Raw genomic sequence first — 25,908 nt, 5'->3', positions numbered from 1 at the left:
TTTTAACCCTCTACAATCTGTAAAATTAACTTATATCTCTCTCCAAGAATTCCAAATAAACTCATCTCCTCATTTTCTAATTTTCTCATTTTCTCATTTCCTCATTCTCTAATTCTCACATTTTCTAATTCTCACATTTTCTAATTCTCACATTTTCTAATTCTCCCACTTCCCTGCCATCGTGTTACGACCGTCTACTGTGCTATGGCTATTTTCTATATAACCTCCTTTTTTCACTTTTTCTCCAAAAAATTTCCATTATCCAAATAATTTTTCTACTTTTGCAGGAATTTTGTAAGGTAAAATAGTTGCCTTACTGAACTTATATCAATGGAAGAACCAGTATTAGATTTAAAAGAAGTATCAGTATATCAGAAGAATACCCTCATTCTCTCCAATGTAAATCTCACCATTGGGAAAGGTGAATTAGTGTACCTTATCGGCAAAACAGGGTCAGGAAAAAGTAGCTTAATCAAGTTGCTCTACGGCGATTTGCCCCTTACCAAAGGACAAGGAAAAGTCGTAGGTTTCAACCTAAATAAACTCACCGAAGACGAAATCCCTCTGCTCCGCCGTAAACTAGGAGTGGTATTCCAAGATTTCAAACTGCTTACCGATAGAAGCGTACACGATAATCTCGCTTTTGTGCTGAAAGCTACCGGATGGACTGATAAAGCAAAAATACAACAACGCATAGAAGAGGTACTTGCAAAAGTAAAAATGCAGAATACAGGTTTTAAGTTTCCTCACGAGCTATCAGGAGGCGAACAACAACGCATAGCTATCGCACGTGCCTTGCTCAACAACCCCGAACTCATCTTAGCCGATGAGCCCACAGGTAACTTAGACCCCGAGACCAGTGTAGAAGTAATGCAAGTCCTCAAAGAAATCAACGCCTCAGGACGAACCATACTGATGGCAACTCACGACTATGCCCTCATCCTCAAGTTCCCTTCCAAAACCCTAAAATGCGATGGCGAACGCATCTTTGAGGTTGTACAGAGAAGGGTATAATTGAAATTGGCAATTTGCTAATTCACTAATTTACTAATTAAATTAATATAATGGCGATAAAGATACTTGCAAACGATGGAATTTCCGATTCAGGAAAAGAAGCGTTAGAAAAAGAAGGTTTTGAAGTGATCACTACCAAGGTAGCTCAAAACCAATTGATAGACTATATAAACAAACACGCAATCGATGTACTCTTAGTGCGTTCGGCTACACAAGTGCGAAAAGATATCATCGATGGCTGTCCGTCACTCAAACTCATCGGTAGAGGAGGCGTAGGAATGGACAATATAGATGTGGCACACGCCAAAAGCAAAAACCTACACGTGATTAATACCCCATCCTCTTCGGCTAATTCGGTAGCCGAGCTCGTTTTTGCTCACCTTTTCAGTGGCGTACGCTTTCTACACGATGCCAACCGCAATATGCCTTTGGAAGGCGATACTCAGTTTAACGAACTCAAAAAAAACTATAACAATGGCGCCGAATTGCGCGGTAAAACCATAGGTATTATAGGGTTCGGACGTAGCGGACAAGCGGTAGCTCGCATTGCTATCGGTTTAGGTATGAAGGTAATGGCTTACGACCACAAAGTAACTGAGGCAGTAATAACCCTCGACTTTTTCGACGGACAAACCTTACCTTTCACCATCAAAACCGTAGAAAAAGAACACCTACTAGCAAAAGCTGATTTTATCACTCTCAATAACAGCCCAGCAGAAGGAGGTTATATACTCGATGCAAAAGAGTTTGCCTTGATGAAAGATGGTGTAGGAGTCATCAATTTAGCACGTGGAGGTGCTTTAAATGAAGTAGCCCTTATAGAAGCCTTAGATAGTGGCAAAGTAGCTTTTGCAGGTTTAGATGTATTCGAAAACGAACCCAACCCCGCTATACAAGTGTTAATGCACCCTCAGGTATCGCTTACCCCACACATAGGGGCAGCTACTAACGAAGCTCAGAACCGCATAGGTTTTGAGTTAGCCTCACAAATTATAACCTTATTAAAATAATTATTATATGGCAGGAATGTTAGATTTTTTAGGAGGTGATAACCTTCAACAACTCGTAAAAGGTTTGAGCGAGAAAACAGGTATCGGCAGTGATAAAGTAAGCTCGGTAATGGATTCACTCAAATCGATGCTCGGCAATGCCGAAGGTAGTGAGATTTTAAACAAACTCACAGGCGATGGACAATCGTCTACCTTAAAAGCTATCAGTGAGAAAACAGGTGTTTCATTGGATAATGTAAGCAAGATTTTCCAAAACTTAACCCCAATGATATCGAACTTTTTCTCAGGCAAAGGAGGTAACATCAGTGAAATGATGAACTCTTTCTTCGACAAAAACAAAGACGGAAATGTAATGGATGATATTATGGGAGGTATTGGCAACCTCTTTGGCGGTAACAAATAATTACCTTATAACCGTATTTTTAACATTACTTTGGCAAAGTTTTTGTACTTTGCCAAAGTAATTTTTATTTCAATGAATACTGACGAATACTTTATGCAAAAGGCTTTAGAAGAAGCACAATTAGCTTTCGAGGAAGACGAGATTCCCGTAGGAGCCATTATAACCATTGATAACAGAATTATCGCCAAAGCCCATAACCTCACCGAGCGCCTCAACGATGTGACAGCGCACGCCGAAATGCAAGCCATTACTATGGCAGCTCACTATCTGGGAGGTAAATACCTCACAGGTTGCACTATGTACCTCACGTTAGAGCCTTGTGCAATGTGTGCAGGTGCTTTGTATTGGAGTCAGTTATCGCGTTTGGTCTATGCTGCCCCCGATACCCATAGAGGCTACAGCGTAATGGGGGGCAAACTGCACCCAAAAACCGAAGTAGTTACTGGCATTTTAAGCCAGGAAGCTACAGCCTTGTTAAAACAGTTCTTTCAGCAAAAAAGGAAATGAGAAAAACCTTTACTCTTATAGCTCTATTTCTCTTGGGAATGAATTATCTTCTTTCTCAAGAAATAGACACTTTAAAGGTAAAAGACTCAGTACTGGGAGGCATTTCACCTGAAAGAGAAGCTAAAAACAGAGTATTTTATGAGAGAATCAAAAACTTCTTTAGCAGGTATAAGCTCACTAAAAATCTCAATAATTTTATTGTAATTAAGGAAAAGACAGGCGAAGACACAAGCACCTCCACCGCTACTGTTACTACTGCGGTTACCCCTATAAAAGCCCCTTCTTATCAAGGGAAAATCATTAGAAATATCGTTATTACTACCTTAGACCCTTTTGGGTTTGACGAGAAAGATTTAAACAAAGTACCTAATACTCGTTTGGAGCGTCTTGGTAATGCACTTCACGTGAAAACCCGCGAAAGTACGGTACGCAAGTTTCTTCTGTTTAAAAAGGACAAGCCCTTAGATACTCTTTTGCTGAGTGAAACCGAACGTGTATTGCGCAATCAGCGGTATATCCGTAGGGCACAAGTGCGTGCTATACCTGTGAGTCAAACCTCCGATTCAGTAGATGTGCAAGTGAATGTGCTCGATAGCTGGTCTATATACGTCGACGGCGACTTGGCAGGAAGTAGAGGCTGGACACGACTTACCGAGCAAAATCTCTTTGGGATAGGACACGAACTCTCGCTCACCTATCAACAATACTTTTCAGGAATCGGAAACAATGGCAAAGGTTTTAACTATGTGGTGAGAAACATCAAAAACACTTACATCAATGTGCGAACCGGTTATTATTCCGATTACGAGAACTATTTTTCAAAGAGTTTACAAGTAGAGCGACCGCTGTATTCACCTTTGGCACGCTGGTCGGGGCGCTTAGGGTACTACGAATACCGATATGAAGACGAAGGTATTAGTTATCGCGACTCTATCTATATTCCTATCCTAATGACACGCACCTTCGATGCTTTTGGTAGTTGGGTAAAGCCCCTCAGAAAAGTAGAAAATAAGCGCATCAATAACTTTATCATAGCTGGACGTTTTCGCAATATAAATTATTACGAGAAACCTTCTCCCGAGATAGACCCCGAGCAATATTACGGCAACGAGAACCTATATCTCACCCAATTCAGTCTCAATAGTACAGGCTTTGTGAAAGACCGCTATATATTTCGCAACGGCGATATTGAGGACGTAGGCATAGGGCGCTCTTTGTTTCTCACCTCAGGGATACTGCGAAAGAACTACGCTACTTTGCCCTATCTCGGTATAGGCTTTGCTGAGGCAAACTATACCAAGCGTGGTTACCATTCTATCAACTTTGAGGTAGGTACATTCTTTAAGGACGGCACGAACAAAGAAACTGTGCTAAAAGGTGAAGGCACCTATTTCAGTAAATTGTTCGACATAGGCGATTGGCATTTTCGTCAGTTCTTGCGCTCCTCATTTGTGGTAGGTTTTAACCGAAATGTATACCAGCGAGACAGGATCAACTTAAATGAATCTAATGGTATTTTAGGCTTCAGTAGTCGTGAAGTATACGGCACACGCAAGCTTATACTCACCTCACAAACGCAAGTATATGCCCCTTTTCAGCTTATAGGGTTTAGGTTTAGTCCGTTTCTCTCAGCCGATATAGGTTTTATAGGTAGGGAAAACACTGTCTTTCTAAAAACAGAAGTATACTCTAAGGTTTCCATAGGTTTTTATATCTCCAACGACTATTTTCCCTTTGGAGCCATACAATTCTCCTTTGGGTATTATCCTAATATACCAGGTACAGGTAACAATATCTTCAAATTTACAGGCGTTACCAACGACGATTTCAGGCTACACAGCTTTTCTCAACGCTTGCCTAATATCGTATCGTTTAGGTAACTTCGCCTCACCTTCGTCATTTCTTCGTTCATCGTTCGCCATTTCTTCGTTCATCGTTCGTCATTTCTTCGTCTATCGTTCGTCTTTCCTTCGTTCATTGTTCGTCTTTCCTTCGTTCATTGTTCGTCTTTCCTTCGTTCATTGTTCGTTCTTTCTTCGTTCATTGTTCGTTTTTCCTTCATTCATCTGCCCGTGCAACTCATACCGTCTTTTATTCGTCTTAGCTTCAAATAGCCTTTGATTTTCAATCTTATTCTCCTTCTCTAAAAACTTTTCACCCTTCATTTCTCATTTGCTAATTATCAAATTTACTAATTTGCTAATTACACTTGCTTGTGCGGCTCGCACCTCCACATTTTTAACTACGTGACAAAATGTCTGAAACTAACTGACAGAAGAATAATGGCAATGTTTTTGCTTTTCTAAAAGGAATGTTTTATCTTTGCACGCTTTCAAGAGAGATATAACAAGTTTAAACTGTAAAAATAAAGAACATTGAATAAGGAAATATCATCAAATCAGTTTATTAGCAATATTATAGCTGGTATAGAAAAAGTAAAAGGAACCGATATTACCATTATGGATTTGCGCGAGGTAGAGAATACCGTGTGCGATTATTTTATTTTGTGCAATGGATCTTCTAATACCCAAGTGTCGGCTATCTCTGGTGCTATCCAAAAGGTAGTGAGTCAAGCCGAAGGTCATCAACACCCGTGGCACGTAGAAGGTGAAGCTAATGCCGAGTGGGTACTCATCGATTATGTGGATGTAGTGGTGCATATCTTCCAAACAAAAATACGTGAGCATTACGACCTCGAAGGACTTTGGGGAGACGCTAAAATTATCAACTTAGAAACTAACTATTAAAAATATGTCGGACAATAAAAGCAACGGGTCTCGTTTTTCAGCCTATTGGTTATATGCCATATTACTGCTGATACTTATAGGTTTTAATTATTATTCAGGAGCCAGTTTTTGGTCACAACCCAAAGAGATTCCGCAATCTAAATTTGAGGAATACCTTAGCAATGGTGATGTATCCAAAATCATCATCTTAAACCATAAAGAAGCTAATGTATATCTCACCCCTGATGCTCTTAAAAAAGAAGAGCACAAAGAGGTAAAACCTACGGGAAATACCTTTATGCAAGGTGCTAACGCAGGCGACGTACCCCAATATCGTTTTGAATTAGGCGATTTGAGTAATTTCGAAAACCGATTTGACCAAATTGTAAAAGATAACAATCTCAGCACTACTCGTGAGAACAAAACCCAGCAAAATATCTTCGGCGATTTGCTGTTCTCTATTTTGCCTTTTATAGTTATCATAGGCTTATGGATTTACATAATGCGTCGTATGGCAGGAGGCGGAGGAGCTGGTGGTATCTTCAGCATTGGTAAATCTAAGGCGCGTGTATTCGATGAAAAGAAAGAAACGCGTGTAACTTTTCAAGATGTAGCAGGCTTAGAGGGAGCAAAAGAAGAAGTACAAGAGATTGTAGACTTCCTCAAAAACCCCGATAAATACACTTCATTAGGAGGTAAAATACCGCGTGGAGCCCTATTAGTAGGTCCTCCTGGTACAGGTAAAACTCTTCTTGCGAAAGCTGTAGCAGGTGAAGCCCAAGTACCTTTCTTCTCACTCTCTGGTTCTGACTTTGTAGAGATGTTCGTAGGGGTAGGTGCCTCTCGTGTGCGCGACCTTTTCAAGCAAGCTAAAGAAAAGTCTCCTTGCATTATCTTTATTGATGAAATTGATGCTATAGGTCGTGCTCGTGGTAAAAATGTAATGACGGGAGCTAATGATGAGCGTGAGAATACTCTCAACCAACTCCTTACCGAGATGGACGGTTTTGGTTCACATACTAATGTTATCGTATTGGCAGCCACTAACCGCGCTGATATCCTCGATAAAGCACTAATGCGCGCAGGACGTTTCGACCGTCAGATTTATGTGGAGCTTCCTAACTTAAATGAGCGCAAACAGATATTTGAAGTACATTTGCGACCTATCAAAACAGCAGAAACATTAGATATAGACTTCTTAGCAAAACAGACCCCAGGATTCTCTGGCGCTGATATTGCTAATGTATGTAATGAAGCTGCTCTTATTGCAGCACGTAAAGGTAAAACAGCGGTAAGCAAACAAGAATTCCTTGATGCAGTGGATAGAATTGTAGGTGGTTTGGAGAAGAAAACTAAAATCCTTACTCCCGAAGAACGCAAGACAATAGCCTTCCACGAAGCAGGTCACGCTACTGTAAGTTGGCTCTTAGAACACGCCGCACCACTTGTAAAAGTAACTATCGTGCCTCGCGGACAGTCGTTAGGCGCGGCTTGGTATTTACCAGAAGAACGCCAAATAGTGCGTACTGAACAGATACTCGATGAGATGTGTGCTGCCCTTGGCGGTAGAGCTGCAGAGAAAGTGATATTCGATAAGATTTCTACAGGTGCTCTCAGCGACCTTGAGAAGGTAACCAAACAAGCGCGTGCAATGGTAACCATTTATGGGCTTAATGACAAGATAGGTAACCTTACTTATTACGATTCAGCCCAAGCCGATTATAGTTTTACCAAACCTTATAGTGAGAAAACAGCACACCTAATAGATGAAGAGATTTCTAAGATTATAGAAGAACAATATCAGCGTGCTATTGATATTCTCACCGAGAATAAGGATAAGCTTACTACTTTGGCAAACTTGCTCTTAGAACGTGAAGTAATCTTCCGCGAAGATCTTGAAAATATCTTTGGTAAGCGCAAGTTTAAAGACCTACACGATATTATTGAGGAGGAAGAAGATAAATCCTCAGAAGTTGTATCGTAATTACAATAAAAAAGATGTATCAAATTCTCTTTGATACATCTTTTTTATTCTTTATTTTTCTGCTTTTGCTAATCTTTGATACTCACCCCACGCTTCTATAAGCATAAACTCCATTTGCTTATTTTCCTTCTTCCTTACAAGATCGTGGAACTCGGTTCTCTCCATTACATAATAGGCTAAAACGTCTATTTCCTCTTCGTTTAGTTTAAGTTCTTTTTGTAGAAAGACTTTCATATTTTCACGTATATAGCTAGCGACAGCTAAATTCTTTTCATTGGCTACAATTTTCTTTAAGAGCTTCTTTCGTCCACTTATAGTATTAATGAGTAAATCAATGCTTAATAAATTTCCTCCTGCACTATGAGTAGCACTATACAAACGTTTTTCAGCAAAAGTACGCTCTACAGGAGTGTGCTGTAAAATACCTAACCTTTGAGCAGAAACCCCTTGATATTTTGATACTTCAACCTCATCAAGCTGATTGACCTGTTCTTTCATCTGTATTAAAACTCCTCCGAAACCAAAATCAGCTTTTGTAAGAGTGCGATAAACAGTTTGCATTCCTACAAAAGTAATTTGCAAAGTATTACGTTCACTTGCTTTTAGTGTAAAATAACCATTGGCATCAGTAGTAGTAACAGCATTGGTATAAAGATTCATCACGTGCGCTCCTGACAAGGGTATTGTATCACGCACCACTCTACCAAGTACTTGTTTTTGTGCAAAGGCTCCTACACTGAAAAACAACCATATAATTGTTAGATATTTCATAAAATCACTATGAATATTTTACTGTTTCCAAGTATCCGGACTTTTGCGCCATTGCTGGAGCATCTCTAAATCTTCTTTTTTGATACGACCAAAAAGCAAGGCTTTTTCTAATAGACTGTCGTAATCGCCGGCAGTGTAAAGCGGTACCTTTTCCTCGGTAAAACGCTTATTGGCTACATCAAAATTATAAGAGAAAAGGGCTACCATTCCCAATACCTCAGCACCACTATCGCGTAGGGCTTTTACCGCATTAAGGCTACTCATTCCGGTACTTATCAGGTCTTCTACCACTACTACCTTTTGTTCAGAGCGCAAAAAACCTTCAATTTGGTTTTGTCTGCCGTGTTTTTTAGGTTCAGGACGCACATACACGAAAGGCAATTGGAGAGCATTAGCTACCAACATACCGATACCAATAGCTCCCGTAGCTACTCCTGCAATGACTTGTACTTCGGGAAATTTCTCTTTTGCGCCTCTTGCCAATACGCTTGCAAAGTACGAACGAACCTCTGGAAATGAGAGGATTATACGGTTATCGCAATAAATTGGTGACTTCCAACCGCTCGTCCAAGTAAAATAATTTTCAGAATTCAATTTAATTGCGTTAATTTGCAATAAAAATTCAGCGGTATTTTGTGCCGTAATACTATCTAAAATCATAGGTTATGTATGAAATATTTTTAGACGAAAAGTCGATTATTTTGACAAATGTACGAGAAAATATTGAGAACGTCAAATGTTTTTCAATAAAAGACATTACTCTTGATGTTATCTTGGAGGAACTCAAGCGAAAAGAGGTAGAAAAAATCTACTTATATCACCCTAAGGAAGAGAAACTTATGAAGAAATTTAAGCAACTTATTCCTACCATAAAAGCAGGGGGTGGCATTGTGTATAATCAGGAAGGAAAAGTACTGATGATTAAGCGTCACGGCAAGTGGGATTTGCCCAAAGGAAAGAAAGAAAAGGGCGAAAATATCGCTACTTGTGCTTTGCGTGAGGTAGAGGAAGAAACAGGTGTTAAAAAACTGCTTATCCAGCGCTTCCGAATGATTACTTATCACATATTCAAACGCGATGGGCAATATTTTTTGAAAGAGACCTATTGGTATGATATGACTACTACCTTTAAGAAGAAATTGGTACCTCAAACCGAAGAAGATATAGAAAAAGCGTGTTGGAAAGACGAGGCAGAGGTACGCGAGTTGGTGAAGGATTCGTATAAGAATATTCAGAAGCTATTCAATTAGCAAAGATTTTCTCCCACAGCTGGCGCGAGCAAAACGCTTGTGCCTTTTTATTACTACCTATACCGAAGCTACATTGAATCTTCAGTGGGTCTACAGTGGCTCTACACCGAACACTAAACGGAGTTATAGCGAATATCACTGAAATGCAATCACTATTTCAAACGGTTAATTGTCAATGGTTAATTATCAATTGAAAATTTGTCCTTACCTTTGTACCACTAATATAGTCCTAAAGCCTAACCTCTAAACTCTAAGTAAACTATGGCAAAAATAAAAAACATCTGCCTAACAGAAGGGTCTTCGGGAAAAGTCGGTAACCAATTCTTCTTCCGTAAAGTGAGGAATAAGACTACCAACAGCTAAGAGTAAAAGACAATTTCTATATGGTATAATAATAACATCACACACAATTTTGGCATCTTTGCGTCATTTAATTCTATTAATCAATTTTTATGACTTTATAACAACACTTTGCTAAATATATTTTTGGAGAAACCGAACAAATAGACATATCAGCTAATTAACAAATTAACATTATGACCTCAGACGAATTTGCAAAGAATTTTTATATTGAAAAGCTAGAGTTTTTAAAGTCGTGCTTTCAGGTACAACCAGACTATCCTTCAGCTGTAAATACCAAAATAAAAGAAATGGCACTGAGCAGTACTCAAAAAGAACAATTAGAAGCAGTGATTGACCTATTGTTGAACGATGTGTTTTACAGCGTGCTATTAGGCTTAGACGGTGAATGCCCCATAGGCAACATACAGCAAGTTTATAGTATATACGATGAAGAAGGGTGCCTTATTTCTGATTGCGGGGAATTGGAAGTGAGTGCTTACGAATACTTTCACGGAGGCAAATACGAAAAAGAAACTGATTAATATAAAACAATATGTTCTGAGGGTACGAGCGACACGCTCGCGCCTGCAAGACAAATTCGCAAATCGGCAAATTAACTAATTCATCTCCCATTTTTCTTCTTCTAAATTCAACTGTCGGTGGAAATTGCGTATTTGTTCTTCATCAATACGTGGATTCTTATTCAGTTGGTGCAATATTTCCCGCTGATGATGCAAAATAGCGATGTATTTCTTTCGCACTTCGGGGGTAGTATTGCTCTTAGGCAAATCGAGTTGGTATTGCCATATATCTTTTTGATTCTGTAACAAAAAACTATCAGTAATTCCTTCTTTGTAATGCTCTTGCATATAATCCAAAGCCGCTTGTGCTAATGATTTCCTAATAAGGCTCTCAGCTTCAGCTTCAGGAATATGGTCTTCATAATCAGGGAATTTAGCCCAACGGATAAGTGCTGGCAAGCTAAGCCCTTGCACGAGTAGAGTTACCAATATCACTATAAAAGTAATGTAGAGAATGAGGTTGCGATGCGGAAAAGGCTCGCCATTCTCTAAGGTAAGAGGGATAGAAAGTGCTACGGCAAGTGAAAGCACCCCGCGCATTCCTGCCCACCCTAGTACCAAAGGTACCCGAAAGCCAGGGTTCCGCCTGTCGGCTACTGTTATGAAGTGTTTCATTACTTGAGTAATGAGTATAGCTCCATAAGATGATAGCAGTCGTACCCCTACTACTACCCCTGTGATGAGCAGTCCGTAGTTGGTAGCAGTGGCAAGACTCATACCTTCGGCTTCTATACCTATCAGCACTTCAGGCAAAGCAAGTCCTATCAGCATAAAGGCAAGTCCGTTGAGCACAAAACCTAAAATATCCCATACCGCCACCCCTTTGTTGCGTGTGGAGGCAGCAAGAATACTAGTAAGGTGGAACGACATATACATACCCCCAGCCACTACTGCCAACACTCCGGACGCCCCTACCTCGTTAGCTACAATATACATTATATAAGGAGCAATAAGGGTAAGGATAATATCCATATTAGCATCGGTAGGGAGGAATCTGTGTAGCTTGCGCATCACCCACGCTACTGCCAAGCCTATAAGCGTTCCCCCAATAACTACCCAAAGGAAATTCAAAGCCATATCCGTCCACACCAGCTGACCGGTAGTAACTACCAAAGCGGCAAACCTAAATACAATCAGGGATGAAGCATCGTTGAGCAAACTTTCACTCTCTATGATGGTTGAAATGCGTTTGGGTACCTTTACAAACTTCATTATCGAGGAAGCACTCACGGCATCGGTAGAGCCTATCACGCCCCCCAAAAGGAAACCTAACGCCAATGAAAACCCAGGGAATACCATATTGGCTACCCACGCCACCGCAGCAGCCGTAATAAAAACTACAATAAAGGCAAAGCTAAAGATAATGCGGCGCCACTTCCACATCTCTTTCAGTGATAGCGAAAAAACATCAGCATATAAGAGTGGAGGCAGGAAGATGATGAGCACCAAATCAGGATTCAGTGTAATGGTTGGGACATTGGGAATAAAGCTAATTGCCAATCCTCCTAACACCAAAAGAATAGGATATGCCACTTTAAGTCGGTTAGCCAGCATTATAAGCAGCATAATAGCCACCATCAAAAGTAATAAGTAAGGGAAGTATTGCACCATAGTTCATTAATTATGAGGCGACAAAAATAGTAAAAAATACTTTTCATTCATAACCGATGAGTATTTTTTTGTATCTTTGCACCCTATACAGCACAACAAATCACCTCTTAACTCTTATCCCTTACCTAAAAATGAAAGCCCTTATCATCGGCGCTACAGGCGCTACCGGAAAAGATTTAGTAACACAACTTTTAGCCGACGACACTTATAGCGAAATACATAGTTTTGTGCGTAAGCCTATGAGTATCAGTCACCCCAAGCTATACGCTCACGTGGTTGATTTTGATACCCCTGAGGCGTGGTCAGATTTGCTGCACGGCGATGTGGCTTTTTCTTGCTTGGGAACTACCTTAGCCGTGGCAGGTAGCAAGGAGGCACAATGGCGCGTGGATTACGATTATCAGTACGCCTTTGCCCAGCAGTGTAAAGCCAATGGAGTACCTACTTTTGTACTCGTTTCGGCAGCAGGAGCTACAGCGCAGTCTAAATTGTTCTACAACCGTATGAAAGGGGCTTTAGAAGAGGCAGTTAAAAAACTTAACTTTCCGCGCTTGCTTATCTTTCAGCCCTCTGTACTCATTCGCTCTAACAACGATAGAGGAGGTGAGAATCTTTCGGTGAAAACTATTAACTTTTTAAACAAATTAGGCATTTTAAAACGTTACCGCCCTATGCCTACCGAAATATTAGCCGAAAAAATGCTATCGGCAGTATACAACTCTCCTAAAGGAACTTTTACCTTTGCTTTAAATAAAATTTTTGAGTTATAGTAAATTGGTAAATCGGTAAATTATTTCTATCTTTGTCCTCAGAAGTTATTTTTTATCTTTCCCTATTCACTAATGTTACAAGAACTCCCTTTCTTCCTGCATCTCACTGCCGAGCACCTGCTTATCTCGCTATCAGCCATAGTTATCGCTACCATTGTAGGGGTGCTATTAGGCATCTTTATCAGCGAGTACCGCAAGTATGCCGCTTGGCTCTTGGGAGCAGTGAATGTACTCTATACAATTCCCTCTATCGCCTTGTTAGGTTTCTTTATCACCATTACAGGGGTAGGCAACCTTACAGCCCTTATCGCCCTGATACTCTATGCCTTGCTACCTATTATCCGTAGCACTTATACGGGTATTACACACATCAACCCACTTATTATTGAGGCAGCCGAGGCTATGGGTAGCACCCGCTGGCAGCTGCTCTGGAAAATTAAACTCCCCTTAGCCCTCCCCGTGCTAATGTCGGGCATTCGCAATATGGTTACTATGACCATTGCGCTGGCAGGTATCGCTTCGTTTGTAGGAGCTGGGGGCTTGGGGGTAGCTATCTATCGCGGTATCACTACCAATAATAGTGCGATGACTTTAGTAGGCAGTGTCCTCATTGCTCTCTTAGCTTTGGGGTTCGATTTCTTCTTAGCAAAAGTAGAGCAACGATTAGTGCACCGTGAAGTTGCCTATAAGCGCAATCCGCTAAAGCTGGTAGGGATAGGAATTTTGGCACTGCTCATCACTCTTTTCTTCGTGCTTTCACCCAAGAAAACAAAGGATATACATATCGCTACCAAACCGATGACCGAAAGTTACCTATTGGGGCAAATGCTTGCCTTGCTTATCGAGCAGGACACAGGGCTTTCGGTACGCCTCACCAATGGCGTTGGGGGCGGCACCTCCAACATTCACCCTGCTATGCTGCGCGGTGGCTTTGATATGTACCCCGAATACACCGGCACTTCGTGGGAAGCAGTACTGAAGCACAAAGACCCTTACCAAGATGATAAGTTCTCTATCTTAGAAGATGCCTACAAAAAACAATACGGTTTAGAATGGGCAAATTTATACGGCTTTAACAATACCTATGGCTTAGCCGTGAACAAACAGATAGCACAGCAATACCAGCTCAAAACCTTTACCGATTTGGCTAAGGTGAGCCACCAGCTTATCTTTGGCGCTGAATATGATTTCTTCGAGCGTGAGGACGGCTATAAGCAACTCCAAGAAGTCTATGGCATCCACTTTGGCAAAGTAATAGATATGGACATCGGACTAAAATACCAAGCCATACGCGATAAGAAGATTGATGCTATGGTAGTATTCACTACCGATGGGCAGCTTTCTGTAAGTGAGGTTGTTGTACTCCAAGACGACCGCAATCTCTACCCCTCTTATAAGGCAGGAACGGTTGTACGTACCGAGTTGCTCACCACTTACCCCGCCCTGCGCACCACCCTAAAAAAACTCAACAACCTCATTGATGATGCCACGATGGCGCACCTCAACTTTTTAGTAGAAACCGAGAGAAAACGACCCGAAGAAGTAGCCAAAAACTACCTGCTACAAAAAGGACTTTTACACCCACAACAATGATAACATTCACCCACATATACAAAAGCTATAACGGCAAGGAAATCATTCCCGACTTCAACCTCACTATTGAAAGCGGTACTTTCCTCACTATCATAGGCACTTCAGGCTCTGGCAAAACCACCGTACTAAAAATGATAAACGGATTGGTATTACCCAATAAGGGCGAAATACATATTAATGGCAAGAATATTTTAGCAGAAGACCTCATTGCCCTACGCCGCAACATAGGCTATGTAATTCAAGGGAATATCCTCTTCCCTCACCTCACAGTTACCGAGAATATAGCCTATGTACTCCACCTAAAAAAGTACTCCAAAACCGATATAGAGCGCATTGTAACCGAAAAACTACAACAGGTAAACCTTCCCCCCGAACTCGCCAACCGATTCCCTCACCAGCTTTCGGGCGGACAGCAGCAGCGGGTGGGTATCGCTCGTGCCTTAGCGGCAAGCCCCTCTATCATCTTAATGGACGAGCCTTTTGGGGCGTTGGATAGCATCACTCGCCAGCAACTCCAGCGAGAGCTCAAAGCACTACATCAGCAAACAGGGGTTACCATAGTGTTCGTCACCCACGACATCACCGAAGCCTTAACTCTTGGCTCCAAAGTATTAGTGCTGAATAAGGGTATCATTCAGCAATACGACACCCCAAAAATGATAAAACAACACCCTGCCAATGAGTTTGTTAAACAATTAGCAAACTGATATATAGGCAAATTATCACATTATACAAATGAAAGCAATTGTTATTTACCAAGCAGGCGATGCCCACCAATTACAAGTAGAAGAACGTCCTATCCCTACGCTAAAAGAAGGGTGGACGTTAGTAAAAGTAAAAGGCTTTGGCATCAACCGTTCCGAGATATTCACACGGCAAGGGCATTCCCCCTCAGTCGTATTCCCGCGTATCTTAGGCATTGAGTGCGTAGGGGTAGTCGAAGCTACCACCAGCCCTACACTTAGCGTTGGGCAAACCGTTGTATCGCTAATGGGCGAAATGGGCAGAGCTTTTGACGGCAGTTATGCCGAATATACCCTCTTGCCCAATGCGCAGGTATATCCTATAACCACCTCCCTTAGTTGGGACGACCTCGCCGCGGTACCCGAAACCTACTACACCGCTTTTGGCTCTATGCAGAATTTGCAAATCAAACCTACGGATACCGTGTTAGTACGCGCGGCTGCTAGTGGGGTTGGGATAGCCTTTTTGCGCCTTGTAAAAGCCCAATACCCAGCCCTTAGGGTAGTAGGCTCTATCAGAGGTGATAATGCTGAAAAAACAGCTACCCTCTTGCGTTTAGGCTATGATGCCATCATCACCGATACCGATAACACTTTAGCTACCGAGGAGCGTTTCGATAAAATATTAGAATTAGTAGGTCCTGCCAGCATTAAAGATTCTTTTGCCCATATAAAAGAATATGGCATTATCTGCTCTACCGGACTGTTAGGAGGCAAATGGTATTTAGAAGATTTTGACCCCACCCGCGACCTCCTGCACAATGCCTACCTTACTACCTTCTATTCAGGTAGCGTAAATGCCGAAAAGATAAGGGCATTATTTGCCTATATCGAGCAATACCACGTACCCGTAGCCCCCGAAAAAGTATTTGCCTTAGAAGATATAGTCGCTGCCCACCAATACGTCGAAAGCAGTGCAGGCTATGGCAAAGTAGTAGTGCTAAATTAGCTAATCAACAAATCATTGAATCAGCTTATTAATATAGCAATTCCTGCTTTTGGTATAGAAAAACAGCTCTTTCATCTTCTAACAATCCGTTTTTCTGTACTTTTGCCACTGTAATACTTAAATCTTTATTATAGTGAAAGAAATAATAACTTTTATAGCACTGCTCTTTGTGGTAAGTGTTTCAGCGCAAATCAGTGTAAAAGCAGAGTATATGAGCAATTCCAAGTTCTACGATGCAGTAAGCGATAGCAATATAGGCGATGGTTCAGCGATGATTTACTCTGTGGGGGCTTTGGTGCCCCTCTCTATGCAAACCCCTGAGGATGAAGACCCTTACCAGCGACCTACCGTGTGGGGTGTAGGGCTTAACGGCACCTTTGTAAAGATGAACAACCACAACTTTCCTATCGGGAAAGAACTCCCTTCAGAGGTGATGAACTTGGGAGCAACAGTGCTTCACTTACGTCCGTTGAAAGAACGTCGGTCTATGCTAATGGCACTCGGTGTAGGAAGCTATACCCCCGAAAATCGTCTTTCGTCTATTCACATAGGTGAAAATGTAGTAGCCAATGGCGCTGTAGTGTTTATATGGCACTGGAAACCCAACCTCGAAATAGGGGGAGGTGCCGCCCTTAATAACACTTTTGGTTACCCTATGCTATTCCCTGCCCTTTATGTTAAATACAAAGGTGGTTTTGCCGATAAATTCACTATAGAAGCTGCTTCTATTGATGGAGCAAAAATTGCTTTTGGGTATAACTTTAGCGACAACTTTAACCTGAAATTAGTTGCTAATGTGGGAGGTTATGCCACTTACTTAAAACGCAACGGACGAAAGGAAATTTTCACCCAACAGAATATTATCACAGGTTTGCAACCTGAGTTTAAAATTAGTAAACACCTAAGTATTCCTATTATATCAGGGGCTAACTTTTTGCGTTCGGGTGTATATCAAGAGCGCAAACTCTCTGCGATGTTCAAATCCGAAGCTAAAAATGAAGATGGCACCCCTCGTTCCAGTCAGTTCAATCCTGCTTTTTACCTTTCGGCGGGGATTACAATTGGAGGAAACTAATAACAGGGTTCAAAAACCTAAAAAGGTATGACTTTACCAAATAGAAACTATGGACGAAAATCCCTATAAATTTCTAAAAAACAATCTCTTCTTACAGTTTCTTATTGCCGATAGATATCGCATCTATCGGCATATAACCGCTTGTGTATCAATGCTATTGTTTTTCCTAATTACTAAAGAGTGGGGCGCATATCAAGGCTTTGTAGACCAATTGGATTGGATAGAGAGATGTATGATTATCACGGTGGTTTTTTACCTAAATATCTATGTGCTTATTCCGCGCTTTTTGTTTAGGGGAAAGCTTGTTATCTATGCCTTTAGCCTTATAGGGGTTCTCCTTATTTGCCAAGTGATTACCTATTACCTAAATACAGTAGTATGGAGAGAGTATGTTATCAGTGAAGACCTTAAAAAGGCAATAGCTTTGCCTATCCCTACCCTATTTATCTTTTCATTATTGAGTTTGTTGCCCTTTATAATGCTATCCACACTCATAAAAATATTCCAATTGTGGATAAAAAACACCGAAAAGATGCAAGAATTAGAGCAACAAGCTACCAAAAGTGAGCTACAAGCCCTCCGCAGCCAGATACAACCGCACTTTTTGTTCAATATGCTCAATAGTATCAGCATTTTGTTATATATCGACCCCGAAAAAGCCTCGTATAGCATCGCAAAACTATCCGATTTTCTGCGACATTTGCTCTATCAATCGCACGAAGAGCGAGTTTTCCTCTCTTCGGAATTGTGTTTTCTCTCTGATTTTCTCTCTTTGGAAGCAATGCGTCGCGATGATTTTACTTATGAGATTACTTACAACGAAAAGAATATACAAGGCATACAACTGCCTCCTAACATATTGCTTATCTTAGCCGAAAACGCTGTAAAACACAGTATTGATGCCCTTGCTCCTACCTACATCTATATGAAATGCGAACAAAAAGAGGGATGGTTACACTTTTCAGTACGCAATTCCGTACCTTTGCAACCTAATCCTCAACAAAAATTCAGCGGTATAGGATTAAATAACCTACGCCGGCGGTTAGAACTGCTCTATGGCGATCGTTTTAGCTTGTCACAAGAGCGTTTACCACAAGAATATATAGTAACCTTAGCTCTACAACTATGAATTGTTTGATAATAGACGATGAACCCTTAGCCCGTATCGGTATGGAGCGCCTTGTAAGGCAATACAGCAACTTGAAGGTAGTTGGTACTTTCAAAAATGCAGTAGGTGTTGCCGACTTTCTGAAAAAGAACGAAGTACACCTACTCTTTTTGGATATAGAGATGCCTGGTGTAAACGGCTTGGAGTTCGCTAAAACCTTACCCGAACAAACTTTGGTAATATTTACTACCGCCTACAGCCAATATGCCTTAGACAGTTATGAAGTAGATGCTCTCGAGTATTTAGTGAAACCCATCACCCCTGAGCGCTTCAAAAAAGCCGTTACCAAAGCCGAAAGTTATCTCCAGCTACTCTCTCAGCAGAAAACCGATTTTGAAGCCATCGATACCCAATGCATTAGCGTTCGTGCCAATAGGCGCAATTATCGTATTCCTCATAACGACATCCTATATATAGAAGCATTGAAAGATTACGTGATTATCCACACCTTTACTGACCGCTACATCACGTGGATCAATCTCAAAAACGTACATAGCCAGCTCCCCGAGTCGGTATTTGTACGCGTCAATAAGAGTTTTGTAGTGAATATACAACACGTTACGTCCTACACCCACCAGTTTATGTATGTAGGTGAGACGGAAATTCCTATTGGCAGGACGTATCAAGAAGAGTTTTTGGCACAATTGAAAGAATAATAAAGTGTTTTAATAGGTGTGTTACATCATCTCTTTCATTCTTCCCCGCTTGTAATAAGGTGGGATTTTTTTGTATTTATCAATGGGCTAAACTATGAATCCGGGCTAAACAATATTTCTCTACACTTAGAATGCTATAAGTTTACTAACTGTTAAATTCTCTTAATATATTTTGCTATATCATTTTTTGACAGTACTTTCGCGCCCAAAAATTTTTTATAGCCAACAACAATGGCTTTTTATAGATTTAACTAAAAATTGAATAAATGCAATCACTAAAAAATCAACTCATTAGGTTGTTTAGTTTTGTTTTGTTGCTATGGATAACCAATACCTCTGCACAAACAATTAATGGTGTCATAGCCGAAAATCCGGTACATTTTGCAAATACTACCGACTTTTCTGCAGGTGCACTCACTATTACGTTCAATATGCCCGCTGGGAAGAATAGTGCCGAATTAGAGGTCTCTCTTCCTAAGGGAATTGAGTACGTAGCTAGTTCTGTAGCTGCTACAGGAGCGACTGTCTCCCTCAAAAGTGGCTCTACCGATCCTAACAAACCAGTTTTCACAATTAGTGCTACTGGTGGAAATGCTGTAACTGTAACTCTTAAACGCAAGGTTACCAAAGCTATTTTGTCTAACCCCAATCTTGGTGACGGATTGCACGATAGCGCAATCTTAAAAATAGATGGAAAGAGTTCTCCTGCTAAGCAAAATGAAACAGCTTATCAGTTGGTACGCCCTACACTTACAGTGCAACAACCTGAGGAAAGACAGGAAAATTCTATCGGTACACATACCAAACCTTTTGCAATTCGCAATACGGGATATGGTACTGTTCGTGATATATATTTTTCTATCATCTACCCCACCAATGTTACTGGCAATTGGGTAGAATATGATAAAGGTGGTGGTACTTATCAGCGTCTTACTCCTGTAGGTACAGTACCTGCAGGTTACCCCAATGCAGGCAAACCTCTATATAAAATATCTGCGGCTAATCTATCTCACAATAAAGATGTTAAAATACGTGAGAACTATACGGTGAGCAAATGTGATGCTAACCGTGAAATTCAGTACGATAGCTATTGGGGTATAAGTCATACTGATATTTTTGAAAAGAGTGATCCTGCTAAGAAAACTTTAAATATCAATACTGGCACTCCCTCTATAGAGTTACAAACAGACAAAAATAGCACTTATTTCACTTGGAAAGAAGGGCTTACAGGAAATACTTTAGGTAGTTTCACTCTAAAATACAAAAATAATGGTTCTGGAGCCAACCCTACTGCATATAATGTAGTTCTTGATTTGGCTGAACGTTGGAATGGACAAAAATTTATTACCCATAAACCTGCTAACATTAAATTAGTAGCTACTGATGGTACTGAACTTACTATTCCACAAGCCGCTCTTAGCAGTCCAAATGGAGCAAACGGTAAACTTGTAATAGATTTTAGTAAAATTCCTGCTTTGAGTGCTACTGATGCTATTTATGGTAGTAAGGATTTTGGTTTTACCGATGCCGATGGTGATGGTTTTAGAGGAGAACTTAAGAAAGACGCTGCCTTTACTTTGCATTTTGATTATGTGAAAAATGAAGGTATAAGCTGTTTGATGAGTAATTCTGTTAATGGTTTGAATATTTCTCCTGCTACTTATATCTATGCTAATAGTGTATGTGGCACAGTAGCTCCTCGTAAAGATGCTTTTATAAACTCGTATACTTTCACACGTTTATTGAGCAGTGTAGGTGATAGTTCAAAATTCCCTAATCAGTTGTTACCTAATGTTCCTGCATCAGGTTATATTATGGCAAGTTTCAATACATCAGGATTTTATGCAAACCAACGTCAAAAAGGACAAGAAAGCAGCAAGAATAGTGATAAAAAATACAAATATGAAATAAAACTTCCTGCTGGGGTTGCTTTAAAAAATGTAAAATTCTATGAAGCTAATGCTTATGGAACTTCCACTAAGCCCGCAGTTACTTTAAATAATGCAGCTGCAGGAACTACTTTCATCTATACTACTCCTGATGATAAATATGGTTATATCACTTTTGATGTAGTATTAGAAAATTGTTCTGGTGCTAATGTAAAGTTAGATTATTCTGTTTGGTATTTAGATAAAAACGATGCAACTAATGTTTATGCCGAAATTCCTCTTGTTTGTATAACAAATAAGTCAATTATTACAGTTTGTCCATCACCTTGTGGCGTAAATGGCCCTCAAATGTTAAGCACTAAAGTAGAACGTGCCGATAACTCTTATGGGTGGACTGATCACACTATGACTACTCGTGCACAACGTTCTCAAGTATCGGAATTGCAACGCCAACGCGCTTTGTACTTAGATGATATTGAGGTGACTTCTACGGGTAAACAGCTAAATGTTACTACAACTAACTTGTATTACTATGCTTCGTTTGCTAAAAAAGCAGGAGTAACACCTAAATTCATTATTTTCAACACAGGTACACATTCAGTTACTTTACAAGCAAGTGCTTCTGTAGTCGCTAAAACTACTGTAGGTAATAGAGACTATTTCCGTTGGAATCTTACTACTGCCTTGCCTTCAGGGGGTATCCTTGCTGATGGCACTTTTACTGCTGTAGCTACTTATCAGCTTACTAATGCAACAGATAGCTATTCTGGTTCTAAAGATGTTGAATCAGGAGGAGAGAGCTTTTTCTATCGTTTAGAAAATCCAGCTACCGATACAGCTATCAATGCACAAGGTTATCATACTAAACAGTTACACTGTGGAGCTAATTTATATGCTACCTTCTATTTCTCAGAATTATATGAAGCTGTTGCTACTAATGATTATAAGTTATCTGGTTGTACTATTGTAGACATAGGTAGTTGGCAAGTACACTCAGCGCGTAGGTTCAATTCATCAGGTACTTACTTTACTGATGAGTTTCGTCCTGCTCGCCTTGTGAAGAAAGCAACTTTCACTATACCTAGTTCTGTAAATTATGTAGATAAGATTGTCTATATGTATAGATCTAAGTATCCTAATGAAGTAAGAATAGAAATACCTATTTCTAAACTTGTATTAGAGAGCGATAATGGCACTTACAAAGTGTATAGTTATACCAATCCACCAAAAGGACAAACAGGACACTTGCCTCCAGGTGAAATTTCGGTAGACAACTTGTATGATAGCCATTTTAAATTATTTATGCAGGCTACTTGTAAAACCAAAGTTGTAAACGACTTAGCAAGTGCTAAGGCTGCAAATATGTTAGTAAAATCAAAATTAGAATATGAAGATTTCTATTACCATTATGCAGCGCAAGGAGGTAAAAAAATTACCACAGGAGAGATTCCAGAACACCAAACACCTTTGTTATTTAGAGATGTGCCAAGTATAGATATTACTGCACAAACAGCTCTATCTGTAAAAGCTAACAAAAGAGAGCAAACATTAGAATTTAAGTTATCTAACAATTCGTTTTCAGATGCACCTTATTCTTGGGTGTCTATTCCGAATGTATCAGGGTTAGAGGTGCTTTCGTTGACTGAGATTAATAGTGCTAAGGCACACGTATATACCTATACAGCCCAAAGTAGCATTTCGGGTGAACAAATGTTCTTTTTAAGTGATAAAGGAAATAATGGTACGATTGTAAAGAATGAAAATCGTTATTTCCGTGTAACTTATAAAATTACTAATTGTGACGCTCCTTTACACCTACTAAAAGTGTATGCAGGTTGGAACTGTAACAGCAACCCTACAGCAGGTTACCAAAGCACTTGTAGCGACAAGAGCCTTACCTACAACATTACAGTAGCTAAAAGTAAAAAAGAAATAGCTCCCGATGCCAATAACCCTGGTCAAAACAATCCTGATAAAGTGGGATCTATTGCAATGTGTACAGCTACCCCTTACAGTTATATTATCAACAGTGCTGATGAGGGAGATATTTACGACGCAAAGTTGGTAGTTACTCAAGGTTCGGGTATTACTTTCAGTGATATAGAGGTGGAATACCCTCTCAATAGTGGTAGAAAATACTATGTAAATAGCGGAACAAAACGTATTGAGCATACCACTACTGGTTTCAAGCACACTTTTGATATCAGTACTATCTTACCAGGAGGTAGCCTCCCTGGTTCAATATCAGAACCTACAAACGCTGAAAATCGTAAATTCAAACTTACTTTTAAAGTAAATCCTGATTGTGATTTTACTGCAGGTTCTTCATTCGATATAGATATTGAAGGTAATAATCTCTGCGGTAAACCTGCGACAGGCGATAAAACACGCGCTATTATAGCGGGTATTAATGGAGTAAACATCAGTGATTACAGCATAACCCTTGACAACCCAACTTATGTGAGTGGCAATGGTTCTGCCTGCGACACAGGGGTTACCTACCGCACACGCGTAACTATAAACGCTGGTAGTCCTACTTTTGAAATTGGCAACAATGCCCGCTTGCGTTTCCGTATACCTCAGGGGTATGAGTTTGTTTCAGGGGCAATGAAGTCACGTACTCCTGGAACTTCTTGGGCTGACCCTACTCGCAAAACGGGAGAAGACAAGAATGTGGGTAATGAAGAAGAAATAGTAGTAACTGTTCCTAAAGGAATGAAAAATGCTCATACTTTTGAGTATGATGTTACTATTAGACAAAAAGCTAATGAAACTGTAGATTGTGCTACCCCTAAAGAACTTACTGCCTTTACTACAGATACGGTTACAGGGGTTACTTGTTCAACAGCACAAGGAGGAAAATGTAATGCTTTTACTGTGAACTCTTCACTTCGTCGTATTGTGGTGATAAAAAATGATCGTCCATCGTTGTCATTTAGCAATGTGACTGTAAGCTCTAAGGCTGAAAACAACAAAGAGAAAATTACTGTAACATACAAACTTACTAATGGAGCTACAACATCAGCTACCCTTACTGCACGCCCTGTAGTAACGAGCTTGTACTATGATGCTAACAACAATGAAGAAGTAGACGCTAGTGATACTAAGCTCACTACTTATACTAGTACAGAAACTTTAGCTAACGGCGTTACTTCAGCCGAAAGAAGTTTAAGCCACTTAGTAGATGCTGATAAAGTATGTAGATTGTTATTAGTGCTTAAAAATGAAGATAATGTATGTCTTTGTGGCGATGTAGTGAGTGCTTTACCTGCTCCTACTACTATCGAAGGACTTACTCAATCATTTACTACTTGTGCTACTAGCAGTATAACACTTGCTTATCCAGTAGCAGCTGCTACCTACACCGGTTATACTTGGAGTGCTGTAAGTCCAGTTGATGCCTTAGGATATTTATCAGCAAATAATGTAGCAACTCCTACTTTCTTATACAATGGGGCTAACATCACCTCTCCTCTTGTAGTTACTTATAAACTTACGTTGAAACGTTATAACGGTTGTGAAGCTGTTCAAACAGTAACAGTACAAGTTAACCCTCAAGAAATAAACTTAACAACACCAGCTCCTTTGGTGGTAAATTGCCAAAATGCTACTGCAAGTATCACTCAGTGGCTTAACTCTGCTTCTGCTGCCGATACCTGTGGAAACTCAGCAAGTGTTACTCATAATTACGACACTGTAAAACCTACCGACCTTTGCAATAACAGTGGTATTGTAACTGTAACCTTTGTAGGAAAAGATGCTTTGGGCAAGACTGCTACCCAAACACGCACTATTACTTTGGTAAGTATAAAAGCGGAAGATGATTCCTTTACTGTTACTGACGGTTCAGTTACTACTACCTCAACTCAAACAGTATTAGTAAACGATAAAGTAGGTACTCGCACAGCTACCATAGGTACTGTAAGTTTAACTGTAACTAGCCCAGCAGTAAGAGCAACAGGTTCTGCAACGCCTACACTTAATGCAAATGGTACTGTTACTGTTCCAGCAGGAACTAAATCGGGTACTTATCATATTGGATATAGAATTTGTAGCACTGTTGCAAATGTATCAGTTTGCGGCACAGCAACAGCTACTGTTGTAGTAGGTACCCCTACAATCACCGCTGATCCTGATACCTTTACCATTACTACTGGTACTAGCACCAAGTCAGTACTCGATAATGATAAGATTGGTACTGCAACTGCCACTACTAATACCGTAAGTATTTCAGTAGTTACGGGGGCTACTCCTAAACAACCAGGTACTAACACACCTACTTTGGATAGCGACGGTAAAGTAACCGTTCCTAACAATACCCCTGCAGGTACTTACACTATTGTTTATCAAATATGCGATAAGCTAAACAGCGGAAATTGCGCTACCACCACAGCTACTGTTGTAGTAGGTAACCCTGCAATCACCGCTGATCCTGATACCTTTACTATCACTACTGGTACTAGCACTAAGTCAGTACTTGATAACGATAAGATTGGTACGGCAACAGCTACTACTAATACCGTAAGTATTTCAGTAGTTACAGGCGCTACTCCTAAACAACCAGGTGCTAACACACCTACTTTGGATAGCGATGGTAAAGTAACTGTTCCTAACAATACCCCTGCAGGTACTTACACTATTGTATACCAAATATGTGATAAGCTAAATAGCGGAAATTGTGCTACTACTACAGCTACTATTGTAGTAGGCACACCATCTATCACAGCTGATCCTGATACCTTTACTATCACTACTGGTACTAGCACCAAGTCTGTACTTGATAACGATAAGATTGGTACGGCAACAGCTACTACTAATACCGTAAGTATTTCAGTAGTTACAGGCGCTACTCCTAAACAACCAGGT

The 25,908-nt window shown here is 40.3% G+C and carries 20 protein-coding genes; 17 read left to right on the top strand and 3 right to left on the bottom strand.

Annotated elements, in window-relative coordinates; genetic code table 11:
* The first annotated feature begins 330 nt into the window (after positions 1–330).
* From HMPREF1320_RS08385 to ftsH, 7 genes are all read left to right on the top strand, one after another.
* Entirely contained in the window at positions 331–1,014 is a 684-nt protein-coding gene (locus tag HMPREF1320_RS08385; RefSeq protein WP_009418270.1) for a cell division ATP-binding protein FtsE, read from the top strand.
* Between the two features lie 50 nt (positions 1,015–1,064).
* Positions 1,065–2,024, top strand: coding sequence for a D-2-hydroxyacid dehydrogenase (locus HMPREF1320_RS08380; RefSeq protein WP_009418427.1), 960 nt, complete (start codon positions 1,065–1,067; stop codon positions 2,022–2,024).
* Between the two features lie 7 nt (positions 2,025–2,031).
* Positions 2,032–2,427: a DUF937 domain-containing protein gene (locus HMPREF1320_RS08375; RefSeq protein WP_009418400.1), complete on the top strand. Its 396-nt coding sequence runs from the start codon at positions 2,032–2,034 to the stop codon at positions 2,425–2,427.
* A 72-nt stretch (positions 2,428–2,499) separates the two neighbouring features.
* Positions 2,500–2,934 (top strand): nucleoside deaminase, encoded by a 435-nt coding sequence (locus tag HMPREF1320_RS08370; protein ID WP_034554431.1) that lies wholly within the window; start codon positions 2,500–2,502, stop codon positions 2,932–2,934.
* Entirely contained in the window at positions 2,931–4,814 is a 1,884-nt protein-coding gene (locus HMPREF1320_RS08365) for a hypothetical protein (RefSeq protein ID WP_009418393.1), read from the top strand. The genes HMPREF1320_RS08370 and HMPREF1320_RS08365 overlap by 4 nt, the downstream gene beginning before the upstream one ends.
* Positions 4,815–5,309: 495 nt before the next feature.
* Entirely contained in the window at positions 5,310–5,681 is a 372-nt protein-coding gene (rsfS, locus tag HMPREF1320_RS08360; protein WP_009418463.1) for a ribosome silencing factor, read from the top strand.
* Between the two features lie 4 nt (positions 5,682–5,685).
* Positions 5,686–7,644 carry an ATP-dependent zinc metalloprotease FtsH gene (gene ftsH, locus HMPREF1320_RS08355; protein WP_009418388.1) on the top strand — a complete coding sequence of 653 codons (1,959 nt, stop codon included), beginning with the start codon at positions 5,686–5,688 and terminating at the stop codon, positions 7,642–7,644.
* Positions 7,645–7,695: 51 nt separating this feature from the next.
* Here the strand turns inward: ftsH and HMPREF1320_RS08350 are convergent, their stop codons facing one another.
* The gene (locus tag HMPREF1320_RS08350; RefSeq protein ID WP_034554428.1) at positions 7,696–8,415 is read right to left on the bottom strand and encodes a carboxypeptidase-like regulatory domain-containing protein; all 720 of its coding nucleotides are present in this window, start codon (positions 8,413–8,415) and stop codon (positions 7,696–7,698) included.
* 18 nt (positions 8,416–8,433) lie between these two features.
* On the bottom strand, positions 8,434–9,075 hold the full coding sequence (gene pyrE, locus HMPREF1320_RS08345; protein ID WP_034554427.1) for an orotate phosphoribosyltransferase: 642 nt from the start codon (positions 9,073–9,075) through the stop codon (positions 8,434–8,436).
* A 5-nt stretch (positions 9,076–9,080) separates the two neighbouring features.
* Here pyrE and HMPREF1320_RS08340 point away from each other — a divergent pair, with 5 nt between their 5' ends.
* Together HMPREF1320_RS08340 and HMPREF1320_RS08335 are read left to right on the top strand one after the other, a co-directional pair.
* Positions 9,081–9,665, top strand: coding sequence for an NUDIX hydrolase (locus HMPREF1320_RS08340; RefSeq protein WP_009418379.1), 585 nt, complete (start codon positions 9,081–9,083; stop codon positions 9,663–9,665).
* Positions 9,666–10,201: 536 nt separating this feature from the next.
* Entirely contained in the window at positions 10,202–10,549 is a 348-nt protein-coding gene (locus HMPREF1320_RS08335) for a hypothetical protein (RefSeq protein WP_015782723.1), read from the top strand.
* A gap of 75 nt (positions 10,550–10,624) precedes the next feature.
* Here the strand turns inward: HMPREF1320_RS08335 and HMPREF1320_RS08330 are convergent, their stop codons facing one another.
* Positions 10,625–12,199, bottom strand: a complete 1,575-nt coding sequence (locus HMPREF1320_RS08330; protein ID WP_009418310.1) for a Na+/H+ antiporter — start codon at positions 12,197–12,199, stop codon at positions 10,625–10,627.
* 131 nt (positions 12,200–12,330) lie between these two features.
* Between HMPREF1320_RS08330 and HMPREF1320_RS08325 the strand changes: the two genes are divergently transcribed.
* The 8 genes from HMPREF1320_RS08325 to HMPREF1320_RS08290 all read left to right on the top strand — a co-directional run.
* Positions 12,331–12,969 (top strand): NAD(P)H-binding protein, encoded by a 639-nt coding sequence (locus HMPREF1320_RS08325; RefSeq protein ID WP_034554424.1) that lies wholly within the window; start codon positions 12,331–12,333, stop codon positions 12,967–12,969.
* 72 nt (positions 12,970–13,041) lie between these two features.
* On the top strand, positions 13,042–14,562 hold the full coding sequence (locus tag HMPREF1320_RS08320; RefSeq protein ID WP_009418435.1) for a glycine betaine ABC transporter substrate-binding protein: 1,521 nt from the start codon (positions 13,042–13,044) through the stop codon (positions 14,560–14,562).
* Complete coding sequence (locus tag HMPREF1320_RS08315; protein WP_009418344.1) at positions 14,559–15,269, top strand: ABC transporter ATP-binding protein; 711 nt, start codon at positions 14,559–14,561, stop codon at positions 15,267–15,269. Before HMPREF1320_RS08320 ends, HMPREF1320_RS08315 begins: the two co-directional genes overlap by 4 nt.
* A gap of 28 nt (positions 15,270–15,297) precedes the next feature.
* Positions 15,298–16,254 carry a zinc-binding dehydrogenase gene (locus tag HMPREF1320_RS08310; protein WP_009418451.1) on the top strand — a complete coding sequence of 319 codons (957 nt, stop codon included), beginning with the start codon at positions 15,298–15,300 and terminating at the stop codon, positions 16,252–16,254.
* A gap of 133 nt (positions 16,255–16,387) precedes the next feature.
* Positions 16,388–17,329: a DUF6268 family outer membrane beta-barrel protein gene (locus HMPREF1320_RS08305; RefSeq protein ID WP_009418271.1), complete on the top strand. Its 942-nt coding sequence runs from the start codon at positions 16,388–16,390 to the stop codon at positions 17,327–17,329.
* Positions 17,330–17,378: 49 nt separating this feature from the next.
* A complete protein-coding gene (locus tag HMPREF1320_RS08300) occupies positions 17,379–18,458 on the top strand; it encodes a sensor histidine kinase (protein WP_009418382.1) in 1,080 nt (359 codons plus the stop codon).
* Positions 18,455–19,153, top strand: a complete 699-nt coding sequence (locus HMPREF1320_RS08295) for a LytR/AlgR family response regulator transcription factor (RefSeq protein ID WP_009418272.1) — start codon at positions 18,455–18,457, stop codon at positions 19,151–19,153. The genes HMPREF1320_RS08300 and HMPREF1320_RS08295 overlap by 4 nt, the downstream gene beginning before the upstream one ends.
* A 266-nt stretch (positions 19,154–19,419) precedes the next feature.
* Positions 19,420–25,908 (top strand): Ig-like domain-containing protein (locus HMPREF1320_RS08290; protein ID WP_009418392.1); only part of this gene is annotated, 6,489 nt, incomplete at its 3' end.

The organism is Capnocytophaga sp. oral taxon 335 str. F0486 (genome assembly GCF_000277665.1).
In the GTDB taxonomy this organism is placed as follows: Bacteria; Bacteroidota; Bacteroidia; order Flavobacteriales; family Flavobacteriaceae; genus Capnocytophaga; species Capnocytophaga ochracea.
Note: the sequence above shows the minus strand (reverse complement) of the source record. Positions and strands in the feature narration are given on the sequence as shown.